Origin of the sequence: Streptomyces subrutilus, from assembly GCF_008704535.1 — a bacterium.
Classification (GTDB): Bacteria; Actinomycetota; Actinomycetes; order Streptomycetales; family Streptomycetaceae; genus Streptomyces; species Streptomyces subrutilus.
Genome location: NZ_CP023701.1, coordinates 4910205 through 4936231, shown reverse-complemented (window position 1 = coordinate 4936231; position 26027 = coordinate 4910205). Strand labels below are relative to the sequence as shown.

The window sequence follows — 26027 nt, the reverse complement described above, 5'->3', positions numbered from 1 at the left end:
GGCTCCCCCGGCCCGGCCCGACCCGCCCGCACGACCCGTACCCGTACGCCCCGTACGCCCACCTGGCACCCCTCCCGGAAGTTCCTCCCGCAGAGAGCGAGCACCGCCATGCCCAGAACCGGACGCCTGACCGCCGCAGCCACCCTTCTCGCCGCGATATCCGTCCTCGCCACCGCCTGTACGGGACAGGGCGGCAACACGGCCGCCGACGACCCGGGCAAGGACGTCACCCTCAACTTCTGGCACGGCTGGTCCGCGCCGAGCGAGATCAAGGCGATCGAGGAGAACATCGCCCGGTTCGAGAAGGCGCACCCGAACATCAAGGTCCAGGTCACGGGCAACATGACCGACGACAAGATCAACCAGGCGCTGCGGGCGGGCGGCGACAAGGCCCCCGACGTGGTCGCCTCCTTCACCACCGACAGCGTCGGCAAGTTCTGCAACTCGCGCGCCTTCGCCGACCTGAACCCCCTCCTGAAGAAGTCCGGCATCGACAAGGAGAAGGTCTTCCCCAAGACCCTGCTGGAGTACACCCAGTTCAACGGCAACCAGTGCACCCTGCCGCTGCTGAACGACGCCTACGGCCTCGTCTACAACAAGACCGCCTTCGCGGCGGCCGGCATCACCGAGCCCCCGCGCACGTGGAGCCAATTCACCGAGGTCGCGCAGAAGCTGACCAAGACCAGCGGCGACTCGTACGAGCAGGTCGGCCTGATGCCCACCTACCACGGCTACGAGACCACCCCGATGCGGCTGGCCGCGCAGTGGAGCCCGACGTACTTCGGCGCCGACGGCAAGTCCAACCTGGCCAAGGACCCGGCCTTCGCGAAGATGCTCACCGCGCAGAAGGACCTGGTCGACAAACTGGGCGGCTACGAGAAGCTGGAGCGGTTCCGCAACACCTTCGGCGACGAGTGGAGCGCCGAACACCCCTTCCACACCGGCAAGGTCGCCATGCAGGTCGACGGCGAGTGGCGGCCCTCGATGGCCAAGGAGGCGGGAGTGCCGTTCGAGATCGGCACCGCCCCGCTGCCCGTCCCGGACGACCAGGCCGCCGACTACGGCAAGGGCTACCTCTCCGGCACGATCATGGGCATCGCCTCGGGCAGCGCCAAGCAGAACGCCTCCTGGGAGCTGGTCAAGTACATGACCACGGACACGGAGGCGGTGGTGGCCTTCGCCAACGCCATCCACAACGTGCCGTCCACCCTGGCGGCCCTGGAGTCGCCGGACCTCCAGGTGACCCCGGAGTCCAAGACCTTCCTCGACATCGCCCGGCACCCCAAGTCCGGCACCACCCCGGCCCAGGCAGACGGCGGCACCTACCAGCTGACCTTCCAGGACTTCGCGTACGCGGTCGAGAAGGGCGCCGTCGCCGACATCCCGGCCGGCCTCGCCAAGGTCGACCAGCAGATCGACACGGACATCGCGAAGGCGAAGTAGCCCCGATGACCAGCACGCACACCACGAGCGGCGCCTCCGGCGGCGCCCGCGCCCTGCGGGCGAAGCACCGCCGGTCCGCCCTGCGCACCGCGGCCTTCCTGTCGCCCTGGCTGATCGGGTTCGCGGTCTTCTTCGCCTACCCGCTGCTGTCCACCGTCTACTTCTCCTTCACGAAGTACGACGGCTTCCGGCCCCCGGTGTTCAACGGGCTGGACAACTGGAGCTACGTCTTCACCGACTATCCGCTCTTCTGGCCGGCGATGCGCAACACCCTGTGGCTCGTCGTGGTCATGGTGAGCTGCCGGGTCGTCTTCGGCCTCGGCGTCGGCCTGCTCATCACGAAGATCAAGACCGGGGCCGGCATCTTCCGCACCCTGTTCTACCTGCCCTACCTGGCCCCGCCGGTCGCCGCGACCCTCGCCTTCGTCTTCCTCCTCAACCCCGGCACCGGCCCGGTCAACGTCATCCTCGACGCGGTCGGACTGCCCACGCCCGGCTGGTTCACCGACGCCGGCTGGTCCAAGCCCGCGCTGACCGCCCTGGCCGTGTGGGGGGTCGGCGACCTGATGGTCATCTTCATGGCCGCCCTGCTCGACGTGCCCAGGGAGCAGTACGAGGCCGCCGAGCTGGACGGGGCCGGCGCGTGGGCGCGCTTCCGCCACATCACCCTGCCGAACATCTCCCCGATCATCCTGTTCGCGGTGGTCACCGGGGTCATCCAGGCCATGCAGTACTACACCCAGCCCCTGGTGGCCGGGAAGGTGGCCTCCGGCGTCATCGGCGGCTCGGGGCAGCAGTTCGAGCCGGGCTACCCCGACAAGTCCACCCTGACCCTGCCCCAGGTCGTCTACAACGTCGGGTTCCAGCGCTTCGACTACGGCGCCGCCTGCGTCGTCGCCCTGGTCCTGTTCGCCCTCTCCATGGCCTTCACCGCGCTCCTGATGCGCCGCCGTGGCGGACTGATCGGAGCCGGTGAATGAGCACCCACAGGCGCAAGGCCGCACTGCACTGGATCGGGGTCCACTCCCTCGGCGTGGCCGCCGCCCTGTTCTTCGTCCTCCCCTTCGTCTTCCTCTTCCTGACCTCCCTGATGGGCGACCGGCAGGCGCTGACCCGCGACCTGTGGCCGCACACCTGGGAGTGGGGCAACTACGCGAAGGTGTGGCACACCCCGGGCTTCCTGACCTGGTGGCGCAACACCCTGCTGTACGCCGGACTCGGCACCCTGCTGACCGTGGTCTCCTCGCTGCCCGTGGCCTACGCGCTCGCCAAGTTCCGCTTCCGCGGGCGCCGGCTCTCGCTGCTGCTGGTGATCGCCATGATGATGCTGCCGCCCCAGGTGGTGGTCATCCCGATGTACCTCTTCTGGGCCAAGCAGCTCGACCTGTCGGGCACCCTGTGGCCGCTGATCATCCCGATGGCCTTCGGAGACGCGTTCTCCATCTTCCTGCTGCGCCAGTTCCTGCTGACCATCCCGGACGAGTACCTGGACGCGGCGCGCGTGGACGGCTGCGGGGAGGTGCGCACCCTGCTGCGCGTCGTCCTGCCGATGGCGAAGCCCGGTCTGGCCGCCGTCGCGCTGTTCCAGTTCTTCGCGGCCTGGAACGACTACTTCGGCCCGCAGATCTACGCCTCCGACAACCCGGCCGCCTGGACGCTCAGTTACGGACTGGAGTCCTTCAAGGGCGCCCACCACACCAATTGGAACCTGACCATGGCCGCGACCGTGCTGGTCATGGCCCCGGTGATCGTCCTCTTCTTCTTCGCCCAGAAGGCGTTCGTCGAAGGCGTCACCCTGACCGGAGTGAAAGGCTAGTCACGATGAAACTCGCAGTGGTGGGCGGCGGTTCCACCTACACCCCCGAGCTGATCGACGGGTTCGCCCGGCTGCGCGACACCCTGCCGATCGCCGAGCTGGTCCTCATCGACCCCGCGGCCGAGCGGCTGGAGCTGATCGGCGGCCTGGCCCGGCGGATCTTCGCCCGGCAGGGGCACCCCGGCCGGATCACCACCACCTCCGACCTCGACGCGGGCGTGGCGGGGGCCGACGCGGTCCTGATCCAGCTGCGCGTGGGCGGCCAGGCGGCCCGGCTCCAGGACGAGACCTGGCCGCTGGAGTGCGGCTGCGTCGGCCAGGAGACCACGGGCGCGGGCGGCCTCGCCAAGGCGCTGCGCACCGTCCCGGTGGTCCTGGACATCGCCGAGCGGGTGCGCCGGGCCAGCCCGGACGCCTGGATCATCGACTTCACCAACCCGGTCGGCATCGTCACCCGGGCGCTGCTGAAGGCCGGCCACAAGGCCGTGGGGCTGTGCAACGTCGCCATCGGGTTCCAGCGGAAGTTCGCGGCCCTGCTGGAGCTGGCCCCGGCCGACATCCACCTGGACCACGTCGGCCTCAACCACCTCACCTGGGAGCTGGGCGTGCGCCGCGGCGGACCGGACGGCGAGGACCTGCTGCCGGAGCTCCTCGCCGCGCACGGCGAGGCCGTCGCCGCCGACCTGCACCTGCCGCGCGCGGTGCTGGACCGCCTGGGCGTGGTGCCCTCGTACTACCTGCGCTACTTCTACGCCCACGACGAGGTCGTGCGGGAACTCGGCACCAAGCCCTCGCGGGCCGCCGAGGTCGCCGCGATGGAACGGGAGCTGCTCGGCCTGTACGGGGACCCGGCCCTGGACGAGAAGCCCGCGCTGCTGGCCAAGCGGGGCGGCGCCTTCTACTCGGAGGCCGCCGTGGACCTGGCCGCCTCGCTGCTCGGCGACGGCGGCTCCGCCGTCCAGGTGGTCAACACGTTCAACAACGGCACCCTGCCCTTCCTCCCCGACGACGCGGTCGTCGAGGTGCAGGCCCGGGTGGACGGCTCCGGGCCGGTCCCGCTGGCCGCGCCCCGGCTGGACCCCCTGTACGCCGGGCTGGTCGCGCACGTGACGGCGTACGAGGACCTGGCCCTGGACGCGGCCCTGCGCGGCGGCCGCGAGCGGGTGTTCCGGGCCCTGCTGGCGCACCCGCTGGTCGGCCAGTACGACCGCGCGGAGGGGCTGACCGACCGGCTGCTCGCGCACAACAAGGAGCACCTGCCATGGGCGTGACCCTCGGCGCCGTCCTGGCGATCGACGCGGGCAACAGCAAGACGGACGTGGCCCTGCTCGGTCCGGACGGCTCGGTGCTGGTCAAGGGGCAGGCCGGTGGCTTCCAGCCGTTCCGCGCGGGGGTGGCCGGGGCCGTCGACGTGGTGGCCGAGGCGATGGCCTCCGTCGGACTGCGCGTCCGGGGCGAGGCCGGCCCCTGCGTCGAGCACGTGTCGGCCTGCCTGGCCAACGCCGACTTCCCGGTGGAGGAGGACCGGTTGGCGCGCGAGATCCGGAGCCGCAACTGGGGCCGGGTGACGGCGGTGCACAACGACACCTTCGCGCTGCTGCGCGCCGGGCTGCCCGCGGGTTCCGACCCGTGCGGGGTCGCGGTGGTGTGCGGGGCCGGGATCAACTGCGTGGGCATGACCCCGGACGGGCGGACCGCGCGCTTCCCGGCGATCGGCCGGATCTCGGGCGACTGGGGCGGCGGCGGCGGACTGGCCGACGAGGCCATGTGGTTCGCGGCCCGGGCCGAGGACGGGCGCGGCGGCCCGACCGAACTGGCCCGGGCGCTGCCCGCGCACTTCGGACTCGACTCGGTGTACGAGCTGATCGAGGCGATGCACCTGGGCCGCGTGCCGGCGGAGCGGCGGCACGAGCTGACGCCGCTGCTGTTCGCGGTGGCGGCCGCGGGCGATCCGGTGGCGCTGTCGCTGGTGCACCGGCAGGCGGACGAGGTGGTGGCGATGGCGACGGTGGCGCTGCGCCGGCTGGACCTGCTGGACGCCGAGGTCCCGGTGGTGCTCGGCGGCAGCGTGCTGGCCGCCCGGCACCCGCAGTTGAACGACCGGATCACCCAGCGGCTGGCCGAGGCCGCCCCGCGGGCCGTGATGACGGTGGTCGAGGCCCCTCCGGTCCTGGGGGCCGGGCTGCTGGGACTGGACGCGCTCGGCTCGGAACCCCTCGCCTACAGAAAACTCCGTGCCCAATTCGGGTGAACCCGCACCGGGACGGCCCCGGTCTGGAACCGTGGCGACCGCAGGGACGTATTGATGGTGAAGGGGCGTAGGGGACGCCCCCGGGGGCGGATCGCCCAAGATCGAGCACCGGGTGCTGTGGTCGACCGTCACTACGGCCATACTGCTGCGCAGGCTCGCGGATCCGTCCGCGGGCATCCGGGGGAACGCAGACCGAGGGGGAGGTCACGGTGGCCATCACGACACGCCCGCCCGCGCCACCGGGCGGTGTCGCCGTGCCGCCGCCCGGCGGCCCGCCGGGGCGGGGCACCGCCTGGGCCGAGGGAGTGGAGCGGCTGCGCGGGGCGGCGACGACCGAGCCGGGCCGGCTGCGGATCATCGGCGCCGCGGTGGCCGCGCTGATCGTGCTGTTCGGCGCGGTCAGCCTGTGGGAGGTGTCCGACCGGTCCACCGCGGCCGGCGACGTGGTGGGCCGCAGCCAGCCGCTGAGCGCGGACGCGGCGAGCATCTACCGCTCCCTGGCGGACGCCGACACCGCCTCCTCCAGCGGTTTCCTCGCGGGCGGCCAGGAGCCGCGCGAGGTCCGCCAGCGCTACGAGAAGGACATCGCCAACGCCTCCCGGCTGCTGGTGAGCGCGGCCGCCAACACCCGGGCCGACGAGGAGTCCCGCAAGCAGATCGCCCTGCTGAGCACGGAGTTGCCCCGCTACACGGGCCTGATCGAGCAGGCCCGCGCGACCAACCGGCAGGGCCTGCCGCTCGGCGGCGCCTACCTCCGCTACGCGAACGAGCAGATGACCACCCGGCTGCTGCCCGCCGCCCAGCGGCTCTACGAGGCCGAGACCGGCCGGCTCTACACCGACTACGACGGCGCCCGGGCCTGGCCGCTGGCCTCGATCGGCACCGGCCTGCTGGCCCTCGGCGCCCTCGGGTGGGCGCAGCGGCGCAGCTACCGGCGGACGAACCGGGTCTTCAACCACGGTCTGCTGGCCGCGACGGCCGCCTCGGCGGTGGTGCTGCTGTGGCTGGCCGTGGGGCACACCGTCGCCCGGGCGGAGCTGAGCCAGGCCCGCTCGGACGGGCAGGAGTCGCTCAAGGTGCTCAACGACGCCCGGATCGCCTCGCTCCAGGCCCGGGCCGGGGAGAACCTGACGCTGGTCTCACGGGGCGCCGTACTGGCCGCGGACAACAAGTCCGACAAGTACGACGTGGACTTCACCGACAACATGAAGCAGCTGGAGGCCGGTCTGGCCTCCGCGCTGCGGCTGGCCGACGACGACGCGGGCCGCACCCCGCTCAAGCACGCCGCCGACGGCGTGGCGCAGTGGAAGCAGCGGCACGCCGCGGCCCGCGAGGCGGACCTGAAGGGCGACTACGACGCGGCCCGCGACCAGGTCATAGGGACCGATCGGAACAAGGAGAGCAGCGGCGCCGCCTTCGACACGGTGGACGCCTCGCTGGAGCAGGCGGTGACCCACGAGCAGCGGGAGTTCACCGGCGCCGCCCGGTCCGGGCTCGGCGCGCTGGGCGGTTTGATGACGGGCGCGGCGGCCCTGGCGGTCGTCGGCGCGGCGGCGGCACTGCTCGGTGTCGGGCGCAGGCTTTCGGAGTACAGGTGAGAGCGATGCGGATACGGGCGGAACGAGCCTCCGAAAGCCCCGCGGGCGACCCGGACCGTGCGGGCCCCGGCGCCGCGGCCCGGCCCGCCGGCGCGCGGCGCGGCGCGCGGCGGCTGCGCGGCTGGGGCGGGGTGAGCGCGATGGCCGCGGCCTGCGCGGTGACCGCGGCCGGGGTGCTGCTCACGCTGACGCAGGCGGCGCCCGACCCGGGGCGCCCGGGCGCGGTCCGCGACCCCGCGTCGGTGGTGGTGGCCCCGAAGGCCGCCGCGGCCCCCTGGGGCCCCACCGACACCTGCCCGAGCCCGGAGGCGAGCCTGCGCCCGTCCACCGTGGACGGCGCGACCGTCGCCCGGATCAAGAGCGCCGGCAAGCTGGTGGCGGGCGTGGACCAGAACAGCTTCCGCTGGGGCTACCTCAACCAGGCCCGCGACGGCCGCCTCGACGGCTTCGACATCGACCTGGTCCGGGCCATCGCCAAGGACATCCTGGGCGACCCGGACGCGGTCATCTACCGCGCCATCCCCACCAGCCAGCGCATCCCCGCGCTCCAGGAGGGGCGGGTCGACATCGTCGTGCGGACGATGACGATCAACTGCAAGCGGCTGGAGGACGTGGCCTTCTCGACCGCCTACTTCGAGGCGGGCCAGCAGGTGCTGGCGCCGAAGGGCTCGCCGATCACCGGCTACGACACCTCGCTCAAGGGCAGGCGGATCTGCTTCGCGGCCGGCTCCACCGCGGAGGCGACGCTGTCGGCGCAGTCCTACGGATCGGTCCCGGTCACCGTCCCCAACCAGCTGGACTGCCTGGTGCGGCTCCAACTGGGCGAGGTGGACGGCATCGTCACCGACAACGCCCTCGCGGCCGGCCAGGCCGCCCAGGACCCCTCGGTGCGGCTGGTGGGCTCGCCCTTCACCCGCGAGTTCTACGGGGTCGCGATGAACAAGGGCGCCACCGACCTGGTCCGGCGGGTCAACAAGGTGCTGGAGGACTACCGCGCGGGCGGCGCCGCCAGTCCGTGGATGGCCTCCTACGGCGTGCACCTGAAGGCCGTGCTGCCCGACGTCTCCGGCCCGCCCGAGCCCAAGTACCGGGACGGCTGAGGCCGGTGGCGGAGTCGGACGCGTGGACACGGTCGCGGGACGCGGAGTCGGGGGAGGCGGGATCGGCGGTGATGGACCGGGACGACGTCGACCGCGCGCTCACCCGTCTGGGCGCGGAGCACGAGGCCGTGGAGACCTCGCTGCTGGCCCTGCAGGACCACGCGGGACGGCGGCTGCTGGAGGGGGTCGCCCTGACCGGGGTCACCCGGGAGCGCTGGGCCGCCGCCGACGCGCGGATCACCCGGCTGTGGACGTACTTCGAGGCCTACAGCGGGGCGCTGCGCGCCGCCCGGGAGATCCGGGAGCGGCGCCGCTGGCCCGGCCGCGAGGACCTGGCCGAGCTGACGGAGCGGCTGCGCGGGCCCGGGGTGCTGATCGCGGGTGCCGCCGTGGAGGGCGCCGCCCTCACGGAGCGGTTCTCGCTCGCGGAGCTGGTGGCCCGGATGAACGAGCTGTACGCGGGCTCGCTGGACGTCGTGGTGGCCGCCGACGCGGTGTGGTCGGCGCTGCCCGCCCGGATCGACCTGCTCGCCGCCGAGCTGCACCGCACCCGTTCGCTGGCCCACTCGGTGGGCGTGCGCCCCGGTGAGCACCCCGCCGGCGACGACTTGGAGGACATCACGGCGGAGCTGGCCGCGCTGCGGTCCCGGGTGATCGAGGACCCGCTGGCGTTCTGGCTGCCGGTGGCGGGCAGTTCGGCGCCCGGCGGCGGCCGTCCGGACACCGGCCGCTACGACCGGGCCGCGCTCGCGCTGGAGGACGTGCGCCGCGAGATCGAGGCGGTGCTGGACGTGCGGCAGGACGCCGAGCAGCGCCTGATCAACCTGCGGGACGTGTTGTCGCGGGCCGACCGGACCCTGGCGGAGGCCCGGACCGCGCGCATCGAGGTGCTGGCGAAGATCGCCGCGTCCGAGGTGCCCGCGGTCAGCGGACCGCCCACGGTGCTCCAGGAGCAGCTCGCGGCGGCGGCCGAGCACCGGCGCCGGTCGCGCTGGCACCGGCTCTCGCCGCTGTTGGAGTCGCTGGAGGAGCGGGCCGAGGAGGAACTGCGCCGGGCCCGCGAGTCGTTGACGGCGGTGACCGCCCCGCTGGCGGTCCGCGCCGAGCTGCGCGGGCGGCTGGACGCCTACCGGGCGAAGGTCGCGCGGCACGGCATGGCGGAGGATCCGGTGCTGATCGAACGGTACGACGCGGCCCGGCGGATGCTGTGGAGCGCGCCCTGCGACCTGCGGGCCGCCGAGCAGGCGGTCCTGCGCTACCAGCAGGCGGCCGCGGAGTCGCTCGTCCCGCAGCAGCCGCTGCCCGAACACCACTGGCCCGACGGGCCGGGGAAGGAGGACGCATGAGCCCGACCGGAACGGCGTGCGTTCGCCCCGGCTGCCCGGGGACGTACGAGGACATGGGCGGCGGGGAGCTGTACTGCGACACCTGCGGGCTGGCGCCCGTCGGCTCGGTCGCGGCGGGCGCGGAGGAGCTGGTGTCGCCCCCGACGGGGATGACCAGCGCGGCGAAGGGCCCGCCGGGGGCCGGCGGGTCCCGGGGGTCGCGGGGCTCACAGGGCTCCCAGGGCTCGGCGCGCTCCTCCGCCTCGTCCTCGGCGCACTCCTCGCGGTCCTCGCGCTCGTCCTCGTCCCGGCGCTCCGTGTCGGGCCGGCTGTCGCGCTCGCTGACGGGTCCGGCCTCCACCCGGTCGGTCTCGGTGCGCAGTTCCGGTTCGGCCTCCGCACCCTCGGGGCGCGGCCGGCTCGGGGCCGGTCTGGTCGACGTGCCGGAGGTGCCGCGCCCCGATCCCTCGGCGGCCGTGCTGGAGAACCCGGAGGTCCCGGAGCGCAAGCGGTTCTGCTCGCGTTCGGACTGCGGGGCTCCGGTGGGGCGTTCCCGGGGCGAGCGGCCGGGCCGCACGGAGGGGTTCTGCACCAAGTGCGGGCACCCGTACTCCTTCGTGCCCAAGCTGCGCTCGGGCGACGTGGTGCACGGCCAGTACGAGGTGGCGGGCTGCCTGGCGCACGGCGGCCTCGGCTGGGTCTACCTGGCGGTGGACCGTGCGGTGTCGAACCGGTGGGTGGTCCTCAAGGGCCTGCTGGACACCGGCGACCAGGACGCGATGGAGGCCGCGATCTCCGAGCGGCGCTTCCTCGCCGAGATCGAGCACTCCAACATCGTGCGGATCTACAACTTCGTGGAGCACCTGGACCAGCGGACCGGTTCGCTGGACGGGTACATCGTCATGGAGTACGTGGGCGGCAAGTCGCTGAAGGAGATCGCCAACGAGCGGCGGCGGCCGGACGGGCGGCGCGACCCGCTGCCCGTGGAGCAGGCCTGCGCGTACGGCATCGAGGCCCTGGAGGCCCTCGGGCACCTGCACAGCAGGAACCTGCTGTACTGCGACTTCAAGGTCGACAACGCGATCCAGCAGCAGGACCAGCTGAAGCTGATCGACATGGGCGCGGTGCGCCGGATGGACGACGAGGAGTCGGCCATCTACGGGACCGTGGGCTACCAGGCCCCCGAGGTCGCGGAGGTGGGCCCCTCCGTCGCCTCCGACCTGTACACGGTGGCGCGGACGCTGGCGGTGCTGACCTTCGACTTCCAGGGCTACACCAACGTGTTCGTGGACGCGCTGCCCGACCCCGGGCACATCGAGGTCTTCCGGCGGTACGAGTCCTTCTACCGGCTCCTGGTGCGGGCCACCGACCCGGACCCGGGGCGGCGGTTCGCGTCCGCGCAGGAGATGGCGGACCAGCTGACGGGCGTGCTGCGCGAGGTGGTCGCGCTCCAGACGGGCCGGCCGCGACCGCAGCTGTCGACGCTGTTCGGACCGGAGTTCAAGGTCCCCGACACCCGGCTGTTCACCGACGGCCCGGACCTGGAGGTCTCGCAGCTGGGGCTGCGTCCGGCGGCCACCCGGCAGAGCCGGCTCTTCGGGGTGCGGCGGCGCGGCGCGGGTACGGGCGCGGGGACCGGGGCCGGGGCCGGGGCCGGGGGCGCGTCGGTGCAGCCGGTGGCGCAGGCCGCGCCGGGCGCGCTGCCGCACCCGGTGACCGGCCCGGCGGCCGCGCCGGGCGGTGCGGCGGCCGGTCACGGGGCCGGGGGCGCGACCGCTCCGGGCTCCGGGCCGCATCCGGCGGCGCGGGCGGGCGCCCCGGGCGGCGCGCTGCCGGGGCTCGGGACCACCGCCACGCGCGTGACCGGCGGCGCGGTGCCGGCGCCCCGGCAGGCGCCGGCCGAACCGGCGGCGGCCCCCTCGGCCATCGCCGCGCCGGCGCCGGTGCCGGGGTCCGTACCCGTAGCCGCACCCGCGGCCGGGGCGCCCGCTGCCGGGGCCGCGGGGCTGGCCCGGCTCGACGCGCGGGGCGCGTCGCTGGCCCTGCCGGTGCCGCTGGTGGACGCGGCCGACCCGAACGCCGGCTTCCTGGCGGGCCTGCTGGGCTCGGCGCCGGCCGACCTGCTGGGCGCGCTGGGCGCGGCGCCCGCCGACTCGGCCGAACTGCGGCTGCGCGAGCTGCGGGCGCGGCTGGAGCTGGGTGAACTGGCCCTGGCCGGCGGCACGCTGGTCGAGCTGGAGGAACAGCACCCGGACGACTGGCGGGTGGTGTGGGCGCGCGGCATCGCCTCGCTGGCCGCCGGGGACGACGAGATAGCGGCCCTGTCCTTCGACGCGATCTACGACGCCTTCCCGGGCGAGCCCGCGCCGAAGCTGGCCCTCGGGCTGTGCGCGGAGGTGCTCGGGCAGCTCGACAACGCCGCCGAGTACTACCGGCTCGTGTGGATCACCGACCCCGGGTTCGTCAGCGCGGCCTTCGGGCTGGCCCGGGTCCAACTGGCCGCCGGCGACCGGGACGGGGCCGTGCGCACGCTGGAGTCCGTTCCGGAGGCGTCCATCCACTACACCGCCGCCCGGGTGGCCGCCGTACGCGCACGTCTGCGCGACCGGTCCCCGCGGGAGCCTCTGCTCGCCGATCTGACGGCCGCCTCCGACCAGGTGGAGGCGTTGCGGCTGTTCGGCCTGGACCCGGAGCGGCAGGAGCGCCTGCGGGCGGAGGTTCTGGGCTCGGCCCTGGACTGGGTACTGTCGGGCGGGCGGGGTTCCGACCCCGGCCGGACCTCGCTGCTCGGCAGTCAACTGGACGAGCGCGGACTGCGCTTCGGCCTGGAGCGCTCGTACCGCGTCCTCGCACGGCTGGCACAGCGGGGCGAGGAGAGGATCGAACTGGTGGAGCGGGCAAACCGTTTCCGTCCCCGGACGTGGGTGTGATTGATGTCGATGCATCGGCTGTCGGGCTGCCCCAGCTGCGCGGAACCGCTGGAGGAGGGTGACCGCTTCTGCGGCGTCTGCGGCTACGCGGTCGCCGCCCCTCCCCCGGCTCCGGCCGCGGACCATCCGACCGTTCCCGTCACCCCGGCGGCACGGCCCGCCGGACCGCCCGGAGACCCGGGCCCCGGCGCGGGCCCGGCTCCCGCTGCGGCTGCGCACCCGGCCGCGGCGCCGGGCTCCGGCGCGCCCTCCGGCGGTCCGGACCCGGCGGCGGGACCCGGCCACGGCCCGGGCCCGGCGGCCGGCGGCGCCGGGCCCGCCCCCGGCTGGGGGAGCGTCACCTCGGCCGCCCCGGCCCCGGTCGGCGACCCGGCCGGCTGGACCCCGGCACCGCCGGCGCCGGCCCCCGCCGCCACCCGGTACGACCACCGCGGGGCCCCCGCCGGGCACGCCGGGCACGCCGGGCAGGAGTCCGCCGCCCCGCACCCGGAGCGGGCGCCCGTACCGGAGCACCCGTACGGCACCCCGCGGGGCTCCACCTCCGGGCACGAGGGCGCGTACGGCGTCCCCCGGGGCCCGGTGGGCGGCGCTCCCGGACCGGTCCCGGAGCCCCCGCGGCAGGAGGACCCGTACGCCGCCGCCCCGCAGGGCCCCGGCACTCCGCCGGAGGGCACCCCCGCCGGGGGCCGGACCTGCGTCGCCTGCCGGGCCGGGCACGTGGACCCCGACGGGTACTGCGAGCACTGCGGGCACGCCCAGCCCCGGGAGCGGGACCACCAGGAGGAGGAGCTGGGCAGCGTCGCCGCCGTCAGCGACCGGGGGCTGCGCCACCACCGCAACGAGGACTCCTTCGCCGTGGCCGCGACCGCGCTGCCCGACGGCTCCGCCGCCACGGTGGCGATCGTCTGCGACGGCGTGTCCTCCGCCAGCCGTCCCGACGACGCCTCGGCGGCCGCGGCGGCCGCCGCCAACGAGACGCTGCTCGACGCGCTGCCCCGGGGCGCGCACCCGCAGGAGGCCATGCACGAGGCGATCCTGGCCGCCGCGGCCGCGGTGAACGCCCTGGCTCCGGAGACCCCGGGCGCGCAGAACGCCCCCGCGTGCACCCTGGTCGGCGCCGTCGTGAGCAGCGGGCTGCTGACCATCGGCTGGGTGGGCGACAGCCGCGCGTACTGGGTGCCGGACGACCGTGCCGCCCTGCCGCGCCGCCTCACCGAGGACGACTCGTGGGCGGCGCAGATGGTCGCGGCGGGGCTGATGGGCGAGGCCGAGGCGTACGCCGACGTCCGCGCGCACGCGATCACCGGGTGGCTCGGGGCCGACGCCTACGACCTGGAGCCGCACACCGCCACGTTCAAGCCGGACCACCCGGGCGTCGTCGTGGTGTGCACCGACGGGCTGTGGAACTACGCCGAGTCCGCCCGGGACATGGCCCGCGTCCTGCCGTCGGACGCCGCCGTGCGCCCGCTGCACAGCGCGCAGGTGCTGGTGGGCCACGCCCTCGACGGCGGCGGGCACGACAACGTCACCGTGGCCGTCGTTCCGTTCGCCGCCCGGCCCGGCCACCGACCGGAAGCGGAGGCGGAGCCTGAGCCCGGATCCGACGCACGGGCGCAGGCGGATCCGCGCCCGCAGGCCTGACCGAGCTGCCCGAGCCCCTAGGAGTCCTACCGATGGCGAACTTCGCCAAGCCGAGCGCCCCGCGCTTCACCGCGGAGGTGTACCAGAACGAGTTCCTCCCCGAGGGCGGGCGGGACGTCCACGCCATCGTCACGGTCACCTCCACCGGCGGCGCCGCGGCGACGCGTGCGGCGGCCGACCGCGGCGCGGCCGCCGTCGTGATCATGGTCGACTGCTCGGGGTCGATGGAGTACCCGCCGGACAAGATGCGCGGCGCCCGCGAGGCCACGGCCGCGGCCGTGGACACCCTGCGCGACGGCACCGCCTTCGCCGTGGTCGCCGGGACGCACGAGGCCAAGGAGGTCTACCCGGGGCAGGGCCGCCTCGCCGTCGCCGGACCGGCCACCCGCGCCCAGGCCAAGGAGGCGCTGCGCGGCCTGCGGTCCGGCGGCGGTACCGCCATCGGCACCTGGCTGCGGCTGGCCGACGGGCTGCTGCGGCAGTCCAGCGCCGCCATCCGGCACGGCATCCTGCTCACCGACGGCCGCAACGAGCACGAGGAGCCGGCCGTGCTGCGCGCGACCCTCGACGCGTGCGCGGGCCGCTTCACCTGCGACGCCCGCGGGGTGGGCACCGACTGGGAGGTCAAGGAGGTCACCGGGATCGCGGGCGCGCTGCTCGGTTCGGCCGACATCGTGGCCGATCCGGCCCATCTGGCGCAGGACTTCACGCGCATGATGGAGAACGTGATGGGCAAGGAGGTCGCGGACGTGGCGCTGCGCCTGTGGACGCCGGTCGGCGTGGAGATCCAGTACGTCAAGCAGGTCGCTCCGGCCGTCCAGGACCTGACCGGACGCCGCACCGAGGCCGGCCCGCGGGCCGGCGACTATCCGACCGGCTCCTGGGGCGACGAGTCCCGCGAGTACCACGTGTGCGTCCGGGTGCCGAGCGCGAGCGTCGGCCAGGAGATGCTCGCGGCCCGGGCCACGCTGGTCCTGCCGGGTGCGGCGGGCGAGCCGCCGTCCGTCCTGGCGCAGGGGCTGGTCCGGGCGGTGTGGACGGACGACCTCGCCGCCTCGACCGCGATCAGCCCGCAGGTCGCGCACTACACCGGCCAGGCGGAGCTGGCGCAGGCCATCCAGCAGGGCCTGGAGGCCCGCAAACTGGGTGACGTCGACGGCGCCACGGCCAAACTGGGGCGCGCCGTGCAGTTGGCGAGCGCCTCCGGGAACGCGGACACCGCCAGGCTTCTGGCCAAGGTGGTGGATGTCGTGGATGCGGTGGCGGGTACTGTGCGGCTGAAAGCCAAGGTCGCCGATGCCGACGAGATGACCCTCGAAACGCGTTCGACCCAGACCGTCCGAGTGAAGAAGACCTGAGAAGACCTGCCGTGAAGACGCAGGGAGAAGAAGGGGGAAGCGCCGCCATGCCGACCTGCCCGAACGGGCACCAGTCCGCCTCCGACGACTGGTGCGAGGTCTGCGGCCACCGCATGGCTGCCCGGGAGAGCGCTCCCCCGGCGCCTTCCTACGGCTACGGCTACCCTCCCACCGCCGGTGAGCCGACCGCCCAGGCCGAGCTGTGCCCGCAGTGCCGGACCCCCCGCGAGGCCATGGCGCCCTTCTGCGAGGAGTGCCGCTACAACTACCTCACCCGGACGCCGACTTCGTACGCCCCGCCGGCCCCGCCGGAAGCGGGCCACGGCCGGCCGGGCACCACCGGCGGCCAGGCGACGGCCAACCCGCAGGCCGCGCAGCACCAGGGGCCGGGGCAGCAGACGTACGGGCAGGACCCCTTCGAGTACCAGGGCTCGCGGCCCTCCCGCATCAACCGGCCGGCCGAGCCGCTCCAGCGCGAGGACGACTGGCTGCTGCCGCCGCCCGCACACGAGCAACAGCAACAGCAACAGCACCGCTACCAGCAGCAGCCCCCGGCGCAGACGTCCCACACGCCCCCCTCGCAGCAGGGGTACCAGGACTACCACCAGCAGCCCTCGTACCAGCAGCAGCAGCCGTCCTTCCCGCCCCAGGGCGGCTCGTGGACGGCGACGATCGGGCCGGACCGCTCGTACTTCACGGCGATGATGCAGCGCAGCGGCCCGGAGGCCGCCGGGCTCAACATGCCCGCGTACTCCCCCGAGCAGCACCTCCCGCTCTCCGGCGGCCAGATCACCATCGGACGCCGCCGCGCCTCCACGGGCGAGTCCCCCGACATCGACCTGTCGGTCCCGCCGGAGGACCCGGGCGTCTCCCACCAGCACGCGGTCCTGGTCCAGCAGCCCGACCTCAGCTGGGCCGTGGTGGACCAGAACTCCACCAACGGCACCACCATCAACGGCGGCGAGGACCCGATCCAGCCCTACGTCCCGGTCTCCCTCACGGACGGCGACCGCGTCCACGTGGGCGCCTGGACCACCATCACCATCCGCCGCGCCTGACCGGAGGCCGGGGCCGCCGGCCGCCGGAGGGGATCCGGCGGCCGGCGGCCCGGGCAAGCGCATTAGGCTCCGATGGTGCAGCGCCTCGTCCTCTTGGACCTCGACGACACCCTCATCGACCGCCGGCAGGCCTTGGCTGCCGTGGTCACACGTTTCGCGGACCGTCACCGGCTGACCGCGGCCGAACGCGAAGGGGTTCTCGGCCGCCTCGGCGAGCGAGCCTGCCTCGCGGACTTCGCGGCGCTCCGGGAGCTTCACGGGCTGACCGTGCCGGCCGGGGCACTGTGGCAGCAGTACGCGCAGGACATGGCCGAGAGTGTCCTCTGTCCGGCCGGGGTGCTGGAAGGCCTGGAGGCGTTGCGCGTGCGGGGCTGGAGGATCGCCATCGCGACGAACGGCCCCGGGGACGTCCAGCGGGCCAAACTGGATGCCACCGGCCTGGCGGCCCGGGTCCACGCGGTGTGCGTCTCCGGCGAACTCGGCTTCCGCAAACCCGACCCCCGGATGTTCGCCGCCGCCGCCCGGTCGTGCGGTGCACACCCTGGAGAGGGCGGATGGATGGTGGGGGACGATCCCGTCAAGGACATAATCGGCGGTCGGTCAGCCGGGCTCACCACTCTGTGGATCGGCAGGGCGGCCGACTGGCCGGCCACGCTCCCCGCCCCCGACCGGATCGCTCCGACGGCGCTCCGGGCCATCCGTCTGCTCTTGGCGCTCACCCCTGAGGAGGGATGACGTGACGACGCGATCCGTCACCACCGTAGGACTGCTCCACCCGGGCAGCATGGGAGCCGCTGTCGGCGCCCAGCTGCGAGCCCGCGGCGTCACCGTCCTTTGGTGCCCCGCCGGGCGAAGCGATGCCACCCGACGCCGCGCCGAACGGGCAGGGCTGGAGCCGGCCCTCTTCCCCGATCTCCTGGACCGGGCGGACGTCGTCGTCTCTCTCTGCCCTCCGGCCGGCGCCGAAGAGCTCGCCGGCCGGGTCGCGTCGCACGGATTCGCCGGGCGGACGTACGTCGAGGCGAACGCGGTCTCCCCGGAGCGCGTCCGACGCATCGTCGCACTCTTCCCCGAGGCGGTGACGATCGACGCCGCGGTGATCGGGTCCCCGCCCATCGGTGGCAAGCGGCCGACGCTCTACCTCGCCGGTGAGCGTGCCCAGCGGGATGGGATCGAACAGCTCTTCGCCGGCACCGATGTCCGTACGCACTCCCTCGGACTCGATCCCGGGGCGGCGTCCGCGCTCAAACTCGCCTACTCCAGCTATCAGAAGGCTTCCCGCGTTCTCGCCGCCCTGTCCTACGGAGCCGCCCAGACGCACGGGGTCGGCGAGGAGCTCTTGGCCATCGCGGCCAACCGGAGTAGCAGCTACCTCGCGGAGACTGACTACATCCCCAAGACCGCGGCACGTGCGTGGCGTTGGGGACCCGAGCTCGCCGAGGCCGCCGCTCTGCTCGGCGAGGCCGGCCTGCCCGAGGAATTGATGCTCGCCGCCGCCACATCCCTTGACCGCTGGGAGGGGGCGCGCGATGCCCACCTCACGGTCGAGGAGGCCCTCGAACTGCTGCGTCGACCCCCGCCGGACGGCTGACCCGCGACGGCACGATGGCAGAACGGCCTCAGCGCACGAGCTTGCGGATGACGATGCCGACGGTCAGGGTCGTGAAGAGCAGTCCACCTCCGGCGCAGCCGACGGCGAGCGCCGTCCAGGCGTGCGTCTTCAGCTCGGAAGGTGCCCCCACCCCGACGTTCAGCCACAGCGCGCAAGCCAGGACGAGCGCCTTGCCCAGCTCGACGAGGTCGAAGAGGCCCGCTCCGTCAGCGCCGCGCGCCGCACCCGAGAGGTGGAGCAGCAAGCCGGTGGAGAGCACGGAGCCGCCCAGGGTGCGCGCCGGGTTGCGTGCCCGCACGCCCCAGCCGAGGATCCCGCCGAGGAAGCCCCGGCCCGCAAGCCTCTGGAACAGAGGCCGTTCCGCGGCTTCGCGCTGCCGGGTGAAATAGTACAGCTGGTCCCCCTCGGCCATCCGCCGGCGTCGGGTCAACGTGGACCGGACGGCTTCCAGGGCGCCCGGACTCACCCGGGTGAACACCCGGTCCATGAAGCTCGTGACCTGCTCGTCGGTGCGGAAGACCACATCACCGAGGTCCACTTCCTGGACGCTGCTCGTGCCCGCCAGCCGGAACCGGGCTGGCCCCGTGGGCACGGCGAGCGCGCGCACCGCCGTGTCCGCGAGTTCCACCACCACCGGAGACACGTCGTCGGCGCTGGCGCTGAGGCTGGAGATCGTCGAGGACCTGAAGACCAGTTCGGCCGTGCCCGTCGCGGGGGGGACCCCACCCGCGACCGGCACCCTCCGCTGCACGGGCACGGCCACGACGTGGCGCAGTCCCCGGACGACCACCGCTCCCCGGATCTCGCTGTCGAGCAGTGCGCTCGCCTCGCCGGACACCACCATCCCGTTGATGCGCAGGCCGTCCCGACACCGCACTCCGGTGCCCCGGAACGGCGAGTCCACGCGGACGCGCCGCAGCACCAGCGCCGAGACGTCGACCTCGTCGAGGGTGAGCGACTCCAGCCAGAGGTCGTCGAGAGCGATGATCTCCGTTACGTTGACGCTCTCCAGGGACACCCGTGGTCTGCGCTGCCTGCCCACCGTGGCCTGGCTGCGCAGGGCCAGCGTCGCCGCCCTCAGCCGTTTCAGTTGGACGGGCCCGCGCACTGCAGCGATCTGTACGGAGTCCGACACTCGCACGCCCTCGAAACGCGTCGGCCCACAGGAGTGCACGTCGAGTGCCTCCAGGGTCGATTCGCTGACGTCGACCTCCGTGTGCCGCGGGGTGTTGCGGACGATCAACCGGCCGATGCGGGAGTTGCTCACGAGCAGGGCGTCTGCCGCGCAGTGATCGACGACGAGCTCTTCGATGACGCAGGAGCGAATGGTGATCGCTCCCGCCACGTTCACCCGGTGCAGGGCGAGCCGCCCGGCAGTCAGGGAATCCAGCACCAGGGGGTCGTCGATGTCCCGCTGCCTGATGGTCAGGTCGCGGTCGTGACCTGCGGGCGCGGTGAGGCCCACGACCCGGGCCAGCCCGTCGAGCGTACTGATCGTCGCCATGCCCATCCCCCCGTGGTTCTCCCCCGCCGCTTTTTACCCGTTGTCACAGGCCCGCGGGCGCCGCCCCTTCCAGAAGCGCGGCCAGGTCGCCGTGCCGGACCGGATCGCGGTCGCCGGACGCATGCGCCGCAGCCACGAGCTCGGCCGTCGGGGCAGGGTCCGTACGATCGGTCCGCACGAGGAGGTGAAAGAGGTCCTCGCCGGCCGGAACCGAGGCCAGATCCGCCAGCGCCTCCTCCCAGGCGGCGAGCCGGTCCGCCGTGTCCCGGTCGCCCCGTCCCCTCGACCGCTCTTCGCAGACCTCACGGGGAACCCACAGCAGCACGCAGAGCCACGGTGCACGGAGTGCGGCGTTGAAGGTCCGCAAGTGCTCGACACTGCCCATGTGTACGAGCGGGATCCGCCCGGCGCCGGTCATCGCCTCCAGGTCGTCCCGGTCGACGGCGTACGTGTTGCCGTACCTCTCGGTCTCCAGCACCAACCGGCCGGCAGCACGCAGGGCGTCCAGCTCAGCGCGTTCGGCCATGCGGTAGCCGGTCGTGCGCCCTGAACCCACTTTGATCTTGGGAAGTTGTCCGTAACGGGCGTCCAGGACGCCCAGCGCGGTACTGACGGTGTCCTTGCCCGCCGCCGGAGGTCCGAACAGTACGACGCCGGAGGTGTTCTTGTCGTGCTGCGCGTCCACGGTCACGTCAGGGCCTCGTCGTATCGACCGGACAGGATCAGAGCCACCGATTCGACCTGCTCCGCCAAGGGCGTCATCGCGGTGACCCGGTTGTCGACGAGGTGGAACTCTCCCACCGGGCGCCGGTCCAGGGAGATCGCGGCGAGATACCGGCGCCAGTGGGCCAGCTTCCAGTTGTCGCGCGCCGCGTTGCGCGATGTCAGCCGCTCGCGCATGGACGACGCGTCGCTGTCTACCCACACCACCTCGAGCCCCGCTCCCAGGCGTGAGCAGTGCCTCCGCGTACGTGTGGCCCACTGCTCGTCGACGACCTCGGTGAGGAACGGTGCGACGGCCACGACCGGCACCCCGCACTCCAGGTTCTCCCAGCACGCCTTCATCAGGGACTCGTACTCCAGCGGCCGGACGCGTTCCGCGTAGACGCTGCTCTGCCGGTCGTCAGGATCGCCGTTGAGGTGTGAGAGCAACGCCTCTGTCAGGGGCCTCGTCAGGGTGTCCTTGTCCAGCAGCGGCCACCCCGTAGCCTGCGACATCATCTTTCCCGCCTCGGACTTGCCGGAGCCGGCGTATCCCGCGACGAGGACGAGCGCGATCGCGTGCCGGGACGGCTCCGAACCTGTACTCAACGGTCCTCCCCAAGGACGCGGCAAAGGCCTTCCATCCTGCACACGTTACCGCCAACTGATCACCTGTGGGCGGAGGTTCCGCATCCCGCCACCCGGCTCTCCCGACCCGCCGGATGAGCACGCAGCCGTCTTCCGCCAAGACCGGGCCCCGCGCCCGCCCGGTCCTACGGGCCCAGGGGCCATGTGTACGGGCCCCGGGGGTCGTCGAGCCAGGACCACTGGCCCTCCGGGGTGACCGTGACGCCGAAGCGTTCGCGCGCCGGGCGGTCCTCGCGGCGCCACAGGTCCAGGGCCTCGCGGGGGTGCAGGACGCCCGCGGTCAGCACCAGCAGGAACCGGAACCGCTCGTTGTCCACCAAGTCGTACGGGACCCCGTGCGGGCTCGCGTCCCGGTCCGGGGGCGCCGCCGTGGCCCCGCGCAGCGGGACGAAGTAGGCCGGGGTGTGCAGGAAGCGGCCCTCGGCGAAGCCCGGGGCGCTGTCGCGGACCGTGAGGGCGATCAGCCCGGTGGACAGCGGCGACAGGATGCGCGCGCCGGGGCGGCACTGGCCGAGCCAGGCGTACGGGACGCGCGGCAGGGTGCAGGTGACCATGATCCGGTCGAAGGGGGCCCGGGAGGGACAGCCGCGCGCGCCGTCGCCGGTGACCACGGCGGGCCGGTAGCCGAGCGCGGCCAAGTGGCTGCGCGCGGACTCGGTGATCTCCTCGTCCAGGTCCACGGTGGTCACGCGGTCCGCGCCGAGCCGGTGGCAGAGCAGGGCGGCGTTGTAGCCGGTGCCCGCGCCGATCTCCAGCACGTTGTCCCCGTCCCGTACCCCGAGGGCCTCCAGCATCCGCGCCATCAGCGAGGGCTGGCTGCTGGAGGAGAGCAGCTCGCCGTCGCGCAGCCGGGTCGCGAGGGGGGCGTCGGCGTAGACCCCGCGCAGCCAGCGGGCCCGGCGTTCGGGGTCGGGGTCCTCCGACCAGAGCCGCTCGTGGCCGGCGCCGCGGCCGGTCCAGAAGTACGGGACGAAGACGTGCCGGGGCACGGCCGCGAACGCCGCCCGCCAGTGCGGATCGTCCAGCGCGCCGGCGGCGGTCAGCTCGCGCACCTGGGCGGCGTGCGCGGTCTCCCGCAGGTCCCGTGCCCCGCTCGCGCCGCCCGCGGTGCGCGGGGTGTGTGCGGCCATGCCTCCACTGTGCTGCGCGGGGCGCCCGCGTGCGACCGCGCGGGCCGCCGGGGCGGTGCGGGAGGGTCCTAGGACCCGGGACCTGGGTCCGGGCGTCTGCGACGATGGACGGGTGAATGAGATTCCGCGGGGCACCGTCCAGGAGCAGACCTTTTACGAGCAAGTCGGCGGCGAGGAGACCTTCCGCCGCCTGGTCCGGCGCTTCTACGAGGGGGTCGCGCAGGACCCGCTGCTGCGCCCGATGTACCCGGAGGAGGACCTGGGCCCCGCCGAGGAGCGGTTCGCGCTGTTCCTGATGCAGTACTGGGGCGGCCCGACCACCTACGGCCAGCACCGCGGCCACCCGCGGCTGCGGATGCGGCACGCCCCGTTCCAGGTGGACGCGGCGGCGCACGACGCCTGGCTGAAGCACATGCGGGTCGCGCTCGACGAGCTGGGCCTGGCGCCGGAGCACGAGGCGCAGCTGTGGAAGTACCTGACGTACGCGGCCGCGTCGATGATCAACACCGCGGGCTGAGGCCCGCGGGCCGGGCGGCGCCGAGGGCACCGGGGCCGGATGTCCCTCTCGGATCCTGCCGGGCCCTCGACGCCCCGCTGGATCCGAAGGAGACGGCCTAGACCGGCCTGACCTGGAGGGCGCCGAGGCCGCCGGGCCGGCGCAGGGCGACCGAGCCGTACGGGGTGCGCAGGCGCAGCCAGTTCCCGGAGGCGAGCAGGGCCACCGGCTCGGCGGTGGAGACGGGGCCGGCCCCGGGCGCCGGGGCCGCGGGGACGGGGGTCCGTACCGGCCGCAGGAAGCCCAGGGACTGGGCGGCGTGCAGGGCGCGCAGCGGCAGTTCCGTGTCGCCGAGGGTGCGGGACCAGATCTCGCGCCCGATGCGGTCGCGCTCGGACCGGGTGCGGTGGTGGGCGGGCAGCGCACCGTCCCGGGAGCGGAACTCGGCGACCGCGGCCGTCAGGGCCGCCCGCATCCGCTCGGGGCCGGGCAGCCCGGCCAGGCGCGCCCAGCCGCCGCGGGGCGGGAGCACACCGGTCCAGGGCGGGCCGGTGACGGGCCCGGGGACCACGGCCGTGGCCGCGGCCTCGTCCACGGACTCCAGCAGTTCGCCGGCGGAGGCCGTGAGGTCCAGGGGCACGGAGACGGGCTCGGCGAGCCGCACCGTGCGGATGGCCAGGACGTCGAAGGACGGGGGCCGTCCGAAGACGCCGAGCGCGCCGCCGCCCGCCTGGAGGCGGACGGCGGCGGCCCGGTCGTAGTGCACCAGCCGGCCCAGGAAGGCGGCGAGGTCCGCCGCTTCCCCGGGGTCGGCGAAGCACAGCCGCTCATTCATGCCGCGAGACGCCCTTCGGGAGCCTTCGACGGGTCCTTCGGCTGGTCGAGGTACTCCTCCAGGAACCGCTTCTCCTCGGCCGTGATGCGGCGGGGCCGCCCCTCGGCGAGGTTGTACGGCACGACCACGGTCTCGGCGCGGACGTAGACCGTCTCGGGCCGGTCCTCGGTCGCCTCGTCCTTGACCTCGTAGCGGATGGTCAGGGAGGCGGCGCCTATGCGGGTCACCCAGGACTCGACGAGCACCGGCTCGTGCCGGTGCACGAGGGGCAGCTTGTAGTCGATCTCGTGACGGGCCACGACGGAGCCGCCCGTGAAGGACTCGCTGCCCTCGCCCGGCGCGAGGCGGAACATGAAGTCGATGCGCGCCTCCTCCAGGTAGCGGAGGAAGACGACGTTGTTGACGTGCCCGAAGGCGTCCATGTCCGCCCAGCGCAGGGGGCACCGGTAGTGGTGTCTGGCCATGGTCTCGGCCTAGCCTCGGGTGAGCTTCTTGTAGGTGGCGCGGTGCGGGCGGGTGGCGTCCGCACCGAGACGCTCGACCTTGTTCTTCTCGTACGACTCGAAGTTGCCCTCGAACCAGTACCACTTGGACTCGCCCTCGTACGCCAGGATGTGCGTGGCGACGCGGTCGAGGAACCAGCGGTCGTGGGAGATGACCACGGCCGCACCGGGGAATTCGAGGAGCGCGTTCTCCAGCGAGGAGAGGGTCTCGACGTCCAGGTCGTTGGTGGGCTCGTCGAGGAGCAGCAGGTTGCCGCCCTCCTTGAGCGTCAGCGCCAGGTTCAGGCGGTTGCGCTCGCCACCGGACAGGACGCCGGCCGGCTTCTGCTGGTCCGGGCCCTTGAAGCCGAAGGCGCTGACGTACGCGCGGGACGGCATCTCGACCTGGCCGACGTTGATGTAGTCCAGCTCGTCCGACACGACCGCCCAGAGGGTCTTCTTGGGGTCGATGTTGGCGCGGCTCTGGTCGACGTAGCTGATCTTGACGGTGTCGCCGACCTTGATGGCGCCGGAGTCCGGCGTCTCCAGGCCCTGGATCATCTTGAACAGCGTGGTCTTGCCGGCGCCGTTGGGGCCGATGATGCCCACGATGCCGTTGCGGGGCAGGGTGAAGGACAGGTCGTCGATCAGGACCTTGTCGCCGAAGGCCTTCGAGAGGTTGTTGACCTCGACGACGATCGAGCCCAGCCGCGGGCCCGGCGGGATCTGGATCTCCTCGAAGTCCAGCTTCCGCATCTTGTCGGCCTCGGCCGCCATCTCCTCGTACCGGGCGAGACGGGCCTTGGACTTGGTCTGACGCCCCTTGGCGTTGGACCGCACCCACTCCAGCTCTTCCTTGAGGCGCTTCTGGCGCTTCTCGTCCTTGCGGCCCTCGACCTTGAGTCGGGTGGCCTTCTTCTCCAGGTAGGTGGAGTAGTTGCCCTCGTAGGCGATGGCGCGGCCGCGGTCGAGTTCGAGGATCCACTCGGCGACGTTGTTCAGGAAGTACCGGTCGTGGGTCACGGCGATGACGCAGCCCTTGTACTGCGAGAGGTGCTGCTCCAGCCAGTTCACCGACTCGGCGTCGAGGTGGTTGGTGGGCTCGTCGAGGAGGAGCAGGTCCGGGGCCTCGATCAGCAGCTTGCAGAGCGCGACGCGGCGCTTCTCGCCACCGGAGAGGTTGGTGACGGGCCAGTCGCCGGGCGGGCAGCCCAGGGCGTCCATGGCCTGCTCCAGCTGGGCGTCGAGGTCCCAGGCGTTGGCGTGGTCCAGGACCTCCTGGAGCTTGCCCATCTCGTCCATGAGCGCGTCGGTGTAGTCGGTCGCCATTTCCTCGGCGACCTCGTTGAAGCGCTTCAGCTTGCCCATGATCTCGGCCGCGCCGTCCTGGACGTTCTCCAGGACCGTCTTCGACTCGTCGAGCTTGGGCTCCTGCATGAGGATGCCGACGGTGAAGCCGGGCGACAGGAAGGCGTCGCCGTTCGACGGCTGCTCCAGGCCCGCCATGATCTTCAGAACGGTGGACTTGCCGGCACCGTTCGGGCCGACCACACCGATCTTCGCGCCGGGCAGGAAGTTCAGGGTGACGTCATCAAGAATCACCTTGTCGCCGTGCGCCTTGCGCGTCTTGCGCATGGTGTAGATGAACTCAGCCAAGAGAAACCGTCCGGCAGATCGATGTGTGGGCAGATACACCCCATCTTGCCAGCCGTCCATACGTCGGGGGAAACGCGTATGGTCCCGGCGCCCTGACCTGGGGTCCAGCGCCACACCCCCCGCACGGTCGCGGTCATCACTGGTCATCGGTGGCCGTCCCTGGGCCACGCCTGACGGCCCACGGACGGCCCGGGAGTGCTGGGTTCACGCACGTGGGGACCTCTCCGACACCGCCTGTCTATCGTCGCTCCACTAAGACGGCCTCGGGCTCCGGCCACCCTGCGCCAACGCAGCTAGCGGACTGGGCGGCAGCCGACCTCCGGCGGACTGGTAACTCGCGATGCAGCGCGCGCTACCGCCAGAAGCGTCGATCGGCCCGATGACTCATCCGCGTTGGACCGGTTCCAAAACCCAAGCGTCATCTTCACTGCACGGATGTGAC

22 protein-coding genes are annotated in these 26027 nt (G+C 73.4%); 15 read left to right on the top strand and 7 right to left on the bottom strand.

The features are described from left to right. Window positions 1-108 precede the first annotated feature (108 nt). From CP968_RS21750 to CP968_RS21685, 14 genes are all read left to right on the top strand, one after another. Window positions 109-1443 carry an ABC transporter substrate-binding protein gene (locus tag CP968_RS21750; protein ID WP_150519592.1) on the top strand — a complete coding sequence of 445 codons (1335 nt, stop codon included), beginning with the start codon at window positions 109-111 and terminating at the stop codon, window positions 1441-1443. Window positions 1444-1448: 5 nt separating this feature from the next. Then, on the top strand, window positions 1449-2423 hold the full coding sequence (locus CP968_RS21745) for a carbohydrate ABC transporter permease (protein ID WP_150519591.1): 975 nt from the start codon (window positions 1449-1451) through the stop codon (window positions 2421-2423). Next, the gene (locus CP968_RS21740; RefSeq protein WP_150519590.1) at window positions 2420-3259 is read left to right on the top strand and encodes a carbohydrate ABC transporter permease; all 840 of its coding nucleotides are present in this window, start codon (window positions 2420-2422) and stop codon (window positions 3257-3259) included. The genes CP968_RS21745 and CP968_RS21740 overlap by 4 nt, the downstream gene beginning before the upstream one ends. Window positions 3260-3264: 5 nt before the next feature. Next, window positions 3265-4530 (top strand): 6-phospho-beta-glucosidase, encoded by a 1266-nt coding sequence (locus CP968_RS21735; RefSeq protein ID WP_150519589.1) that lies wholly within the window; start codon window positions 3265-3267, stop codon window positions 4528-4530. Then, window positions 4521-5510 carry an N-acetylglucosamine kinase gene (locus tag CP968_RS21730; RefSeq protein ID WP_150519588.1) on the top strand — a complete coding sequence of 330 codons (990 nt, stop codon included), beginning with the start codon at window positions 4521-4523 and terminating at the stop codon, window positions 5508-5510. Before CP968_RS21735 ends, CP968_RS21730 begins: the two co-directional genes overlap by 10 nt. Before the next feature lie 215 nt (window positions 5511-5725). Then, on the top strand, window positions 5726-7108 hold the full coding sequence (locus CP968_RS21725) for a hypothetical protein (protein ID WP_373304130.1): 1383 nt from the start codon (window positions 5726-5728) through the stop codon (window positions 7106-7108). Window positions 7109-7113: 5 nt separating this feature from the next. Beyond that, window positions 7114-8208, top strand: a complete 1095-nt coding sequence (locus tag CP968_RS21720) for a glutamate ABC transporter substrate-binding protein (RefSeq protein WP_150519587.1) — start codon at window positions 7114-7116, stop codon at window positions 8206-8208. A gap of 71 nt (window positions 8209-8279) precedes the next feature. After that, a complete protein-coding gene (locus CP968_RS21715) occupies window positions 8280-9554 on the top strand; it encodes a coiled-coil domain-containing protein (RefSeq protein WP_150519586.1) in 1275 nt (424 codons plus the stop codon). After that, window positions 9551-12463 (top strand): serine/threonine-protein kinase, encoded by a 2913-nt coding sequence (locus CP968_RS21710; protein WP_150519585.1) that lies wholly within the window; start codon window positions 9551-9553, stop codon window positions 12461-12463. The genes CP968_RS21715 and CP968_RS21710 overlap by 4 nt, the downstream gene beginning before the upstream one ends. 3 nt (window positions 12464-12466) lie before the next feature. Beyond that, on the top strand, window positions 12467-14104 hold the full coding sequence (locus CP968_RS21705; protein ID WP_229886870.1) for a PP2C family protein-serine/threonine phosphatase: 1638 nt from the start codon (window positions 12467-12469) through the stop codon (window positions 14102-14104). Window positions 14105-14136: 32 nt separating this feature from the next. Then, the gene (locus CP968_RS21700) at window positions 14137-15462 is read left to right on the top strand and encodes a VWA domain-containing protein (RefSeq protein ID WP_150519584.1); all 1326 of its coding nucleotides are present in this window, start codon (window positions 14137-14139) and stop codon (window positions 15460-15462) included. Between the two features lie 47 nt (window positions 15463-15509). Beyond that, on the top strand, window positions 15510-16520 hold the full coding sequence (locus CP968_RS21695; RefSeq protein WP_150522050.1) for an FHA domain-containing protein: 1011 nt from the start codon (window positions 15510-15512) through the stop codon (window positions 16518-16520). A 72-nt stretch (window positions 16521-16592) separates the two neighbouring features. Continuing rightward, a complete protein-coding gene (locus tag CP968_RS21690; protein ID WP_373304129.1) occupies window positions 16593-17255 on the top strand; it encodes an HAD family hydrolase in 663 nt (220 codons plus the stop codon). A 1-nt stretch (window position 17256) separates the two neighbouring features. Further along, window positions 17257-18111: an NAD(P)-dependent oxidoreductase gene (locus tag CP968_RS21685; protein ID WP_229886871.1), complete on the top strand. Its 855-nt coding sequence runs from the start codon at window positions 17257-17259 to the stop codon at window positions 18109-18111. A 28-nt stretch (window positions 18112-18139) separates the two neighbouring features. Here the strand turns inward: CP968_RS21685 and CP968_RS21680 are convergent, their stop codons facing one another. From CP968_RS21680 to CP968_RS21665, 4 genes are all read right to left on the bottom strand, one after another. Continuing rightward, window positions 18140-19636, bottom strand: coding sequence for a hypothetical protein (locus tag CP968_RS21680; protein WP_150519582.1), 1497 nt, complete (start codon window positions 19634-19636; stop codon window positions 18140-18142). A gap of 43 nt (window positions 19637-19679) precedes the next feature. Next, window positions 19680-20327, bottom strand: coding sequence for a guanylate kinase (locus CP968_RS21675; RefSeq protein WP_150519581.1), 648 nt, complete (start codon window positions 20325-20327; stop codon window positions 19680-19682). Continuing rightward, on the bottom strand, window positions 20324-20947 hold the full coding sequence (locus CP968_RS21670; protein ID WP_150519580.1) for a P-loop nucleotide/nucleoside kinase family protein: 624 nt from the start codon (window positions 20945-20947) through the stop codon (window positions 20324-20326). Before CP968_RS21670 ends, CP968_RS21675 begins: the two co-directional genes overlap by 4 nt. Window positions 20948-21111: 164 nt before the next feature. Continuing rightward, complete coding sequence (locus tag CP968_RS21665; RefSeq protein WP_150519579.1) at window positions 21112-22116, bottom strand: methyltransferase domain-containing protein; 1005 nt, start codon at window positions 22114-22116, stop codon at window positions 21112-21114. A 112-nt stretch (window positions 22117-22228) separates the two neighbouring features. On the opposite strand from CP968_RS21665, the gene CP968_RS21660 reads away from it, so the two are divergent. Continuing rightward, window positions 22229-22633, top strand: a complete 405-nt coding sequence (locus CP968_RS21660; protein ID WP_167536828.1) for a globin — start codon at window positions 22229-22231, stop codon at window positions 22631-22633. 97 nt (window positions 22634-22730) lie between these two features. On the opposite strand, the gene CP968_RS21655 is transcribed toward CP968_RS21660, so the two are convergent. Genes CP968_RS21655 through ettA form a run of 3 tightly spaced genes read right to left on the bottom strand, consistent with a single transcriptional unit; the run spans window position 22731 to window position 25585 of the window. Further along, on the bottom strand, window positions 22731-23447 hold the full coding sequence (locus tag CP968_RS21655; RefSeq protein WP_150519577.1) for a DUF8010 domain-containing protein: 717 nt from the start codon (window positions 23445-23447) through the stop codon (window positions 22731-22733). After that, window positions 23444-23911 (bottom strand): acyl-CoA thioesterase, encoded by a 468-nt coding sequence (locus CP968_RS21650; protein WP_150519576.1) that lies wholly within the window; start codon window positions 23909-23911, stop codon window positions 23444-23446. Before CP968_RS21650 ends, CP968_RS21655 begins: the two co-directional genes overlap by 4 nt. 9 nt (window positions 23912-23920) lie before the next feature. Next, window positions 23921-25585 (bottom strand): energy-dependent translational throttle protein EttA, encoded by a 1665-nt coding sequence (gene ettA, locus CP968_RS21645; protein ID WP_150519575.1) that lies wholly within the window; start codon window positions 25583-25585, stop codon window positions 23921-23923. Window positions 25586-26027: the final 442 nt, after the last annotated feature.

Excerpts from the sequence above, each read along its gene's own strand:
- CP968_RS21750 (WP_150519592.1), top strand. The coding sequence starts at position 109 with ATGCCCAGAACCGGACGCCTGACCGCCGCAGCCACCCTTCTCGCCGCG.
- CP968_RS21730 (WP_150519588.1), top strand. The coding sequence starts at position 4,521 with ATGGGCGTGACCCTCGGCGCCGTCCTGGCGATCGACGCGGGCAACAGC.
- CP968_RS21715 (WP_150519586.1), top strand. The coding sequence starts at position 8,280 with ATGGACCGGGACGACGTCGACCGCGCGCTCACCCGTCTGGGCGCGGAG.
- CP968_RS21665 (WP_150519579.1), bottom strand. The coding sequence starts at position 22,116 with ATGGCCGCACACACCCCGCGCACCGCGGGCGGCGCGAGCGGGGCACGG.
- CP968_RS21655 (WP_150519577.1), bottom strand. The coding sequence starts at position 23,447 with ATGAATGAGCGGCTGTGCTTCGCCGACCCCGGGGAAGCGGCGGACCTC.
- CP968_RS21745 (WP_150519591.1), top strand. The coding sequence starts at position 1,449 with ATGACCAGCACGCACACCACGAGCGGCGCCTCCGGCGGCGCCCGCGCC.
- CP968_RS21720 (WP_150519587.1), top strand. The coding sequence starts at position 7,114 with ATGCGGATACGGGCGGAACGAGCCTCCGAAAGCCCCGCGGGCGACCCG.
- CP968_RS21700 (WP_150519584.1), top strand. The coding sequence starts at position 14,137 with ATGGCGAACTTCGCCAAGCCGAGCGCCCCGCGCTTCACCGCGGAGGTG.
- CP968_RS21710 (WP_150519585.1), top strand. The coding sequence starts at position 9,551 with ATGAGCCCGACCGGAACGGCGTGCGTTCGCCCCGGCTGCCCGGGGACG.
- CP968_RS21650 (WP_150519576.1), bottom strand. The coding sequence starts at position 23,911 with ATGGCCAGACACCACTACCGGTGCCCCCTGCGCTGGGCGGACATGGAC.
- CP968_RS21735 (WP_150519589.1), top strand. The coding sequence starts at position 3,265 with ATGAAACTCGCAGTGGTGGGCGGCGGTTCCACCTACACCCCCGAGCTG.
- CP968_RS21695 (WP_150522050.1), top strand. The coding sequence starts at position 15,510 with ATGCCGACCTGCCCGAACGGGCACCAGTCCGCCTCCGACGACTGGTGC.
- CP968_RS21680 (WP_150519582.1), bottom strand. The coding sequence starts at position 19,636 with ATGGCGACGATCAGTACGCTCGACGGGCTGGCCCGGGTCGTGGGCCTC.
- CP968_RS21740 (WP_150519590.1), top strand. The coding sequence starts at position 2,420 with ATGAGCACCCACAGGCGCAAGGCCGCACTGCACTGGATCGGGGTCCAC.
- CP968_RS21690 (WP_373304129.1), top strand. The coding sequence starts at position 16,593 with ATGGTGCAGCGCCTCGTCCTCTTGGACCTCGACGACACCCTCATCGAC.
- CP968_RS21705 (WP_229886870.1), top strand. The coding sequence starts at position 12,467 with ATGTCGATGCATCGGCTGTCGGGCTGCCCCAGCTGCGCGGAACCGCTG.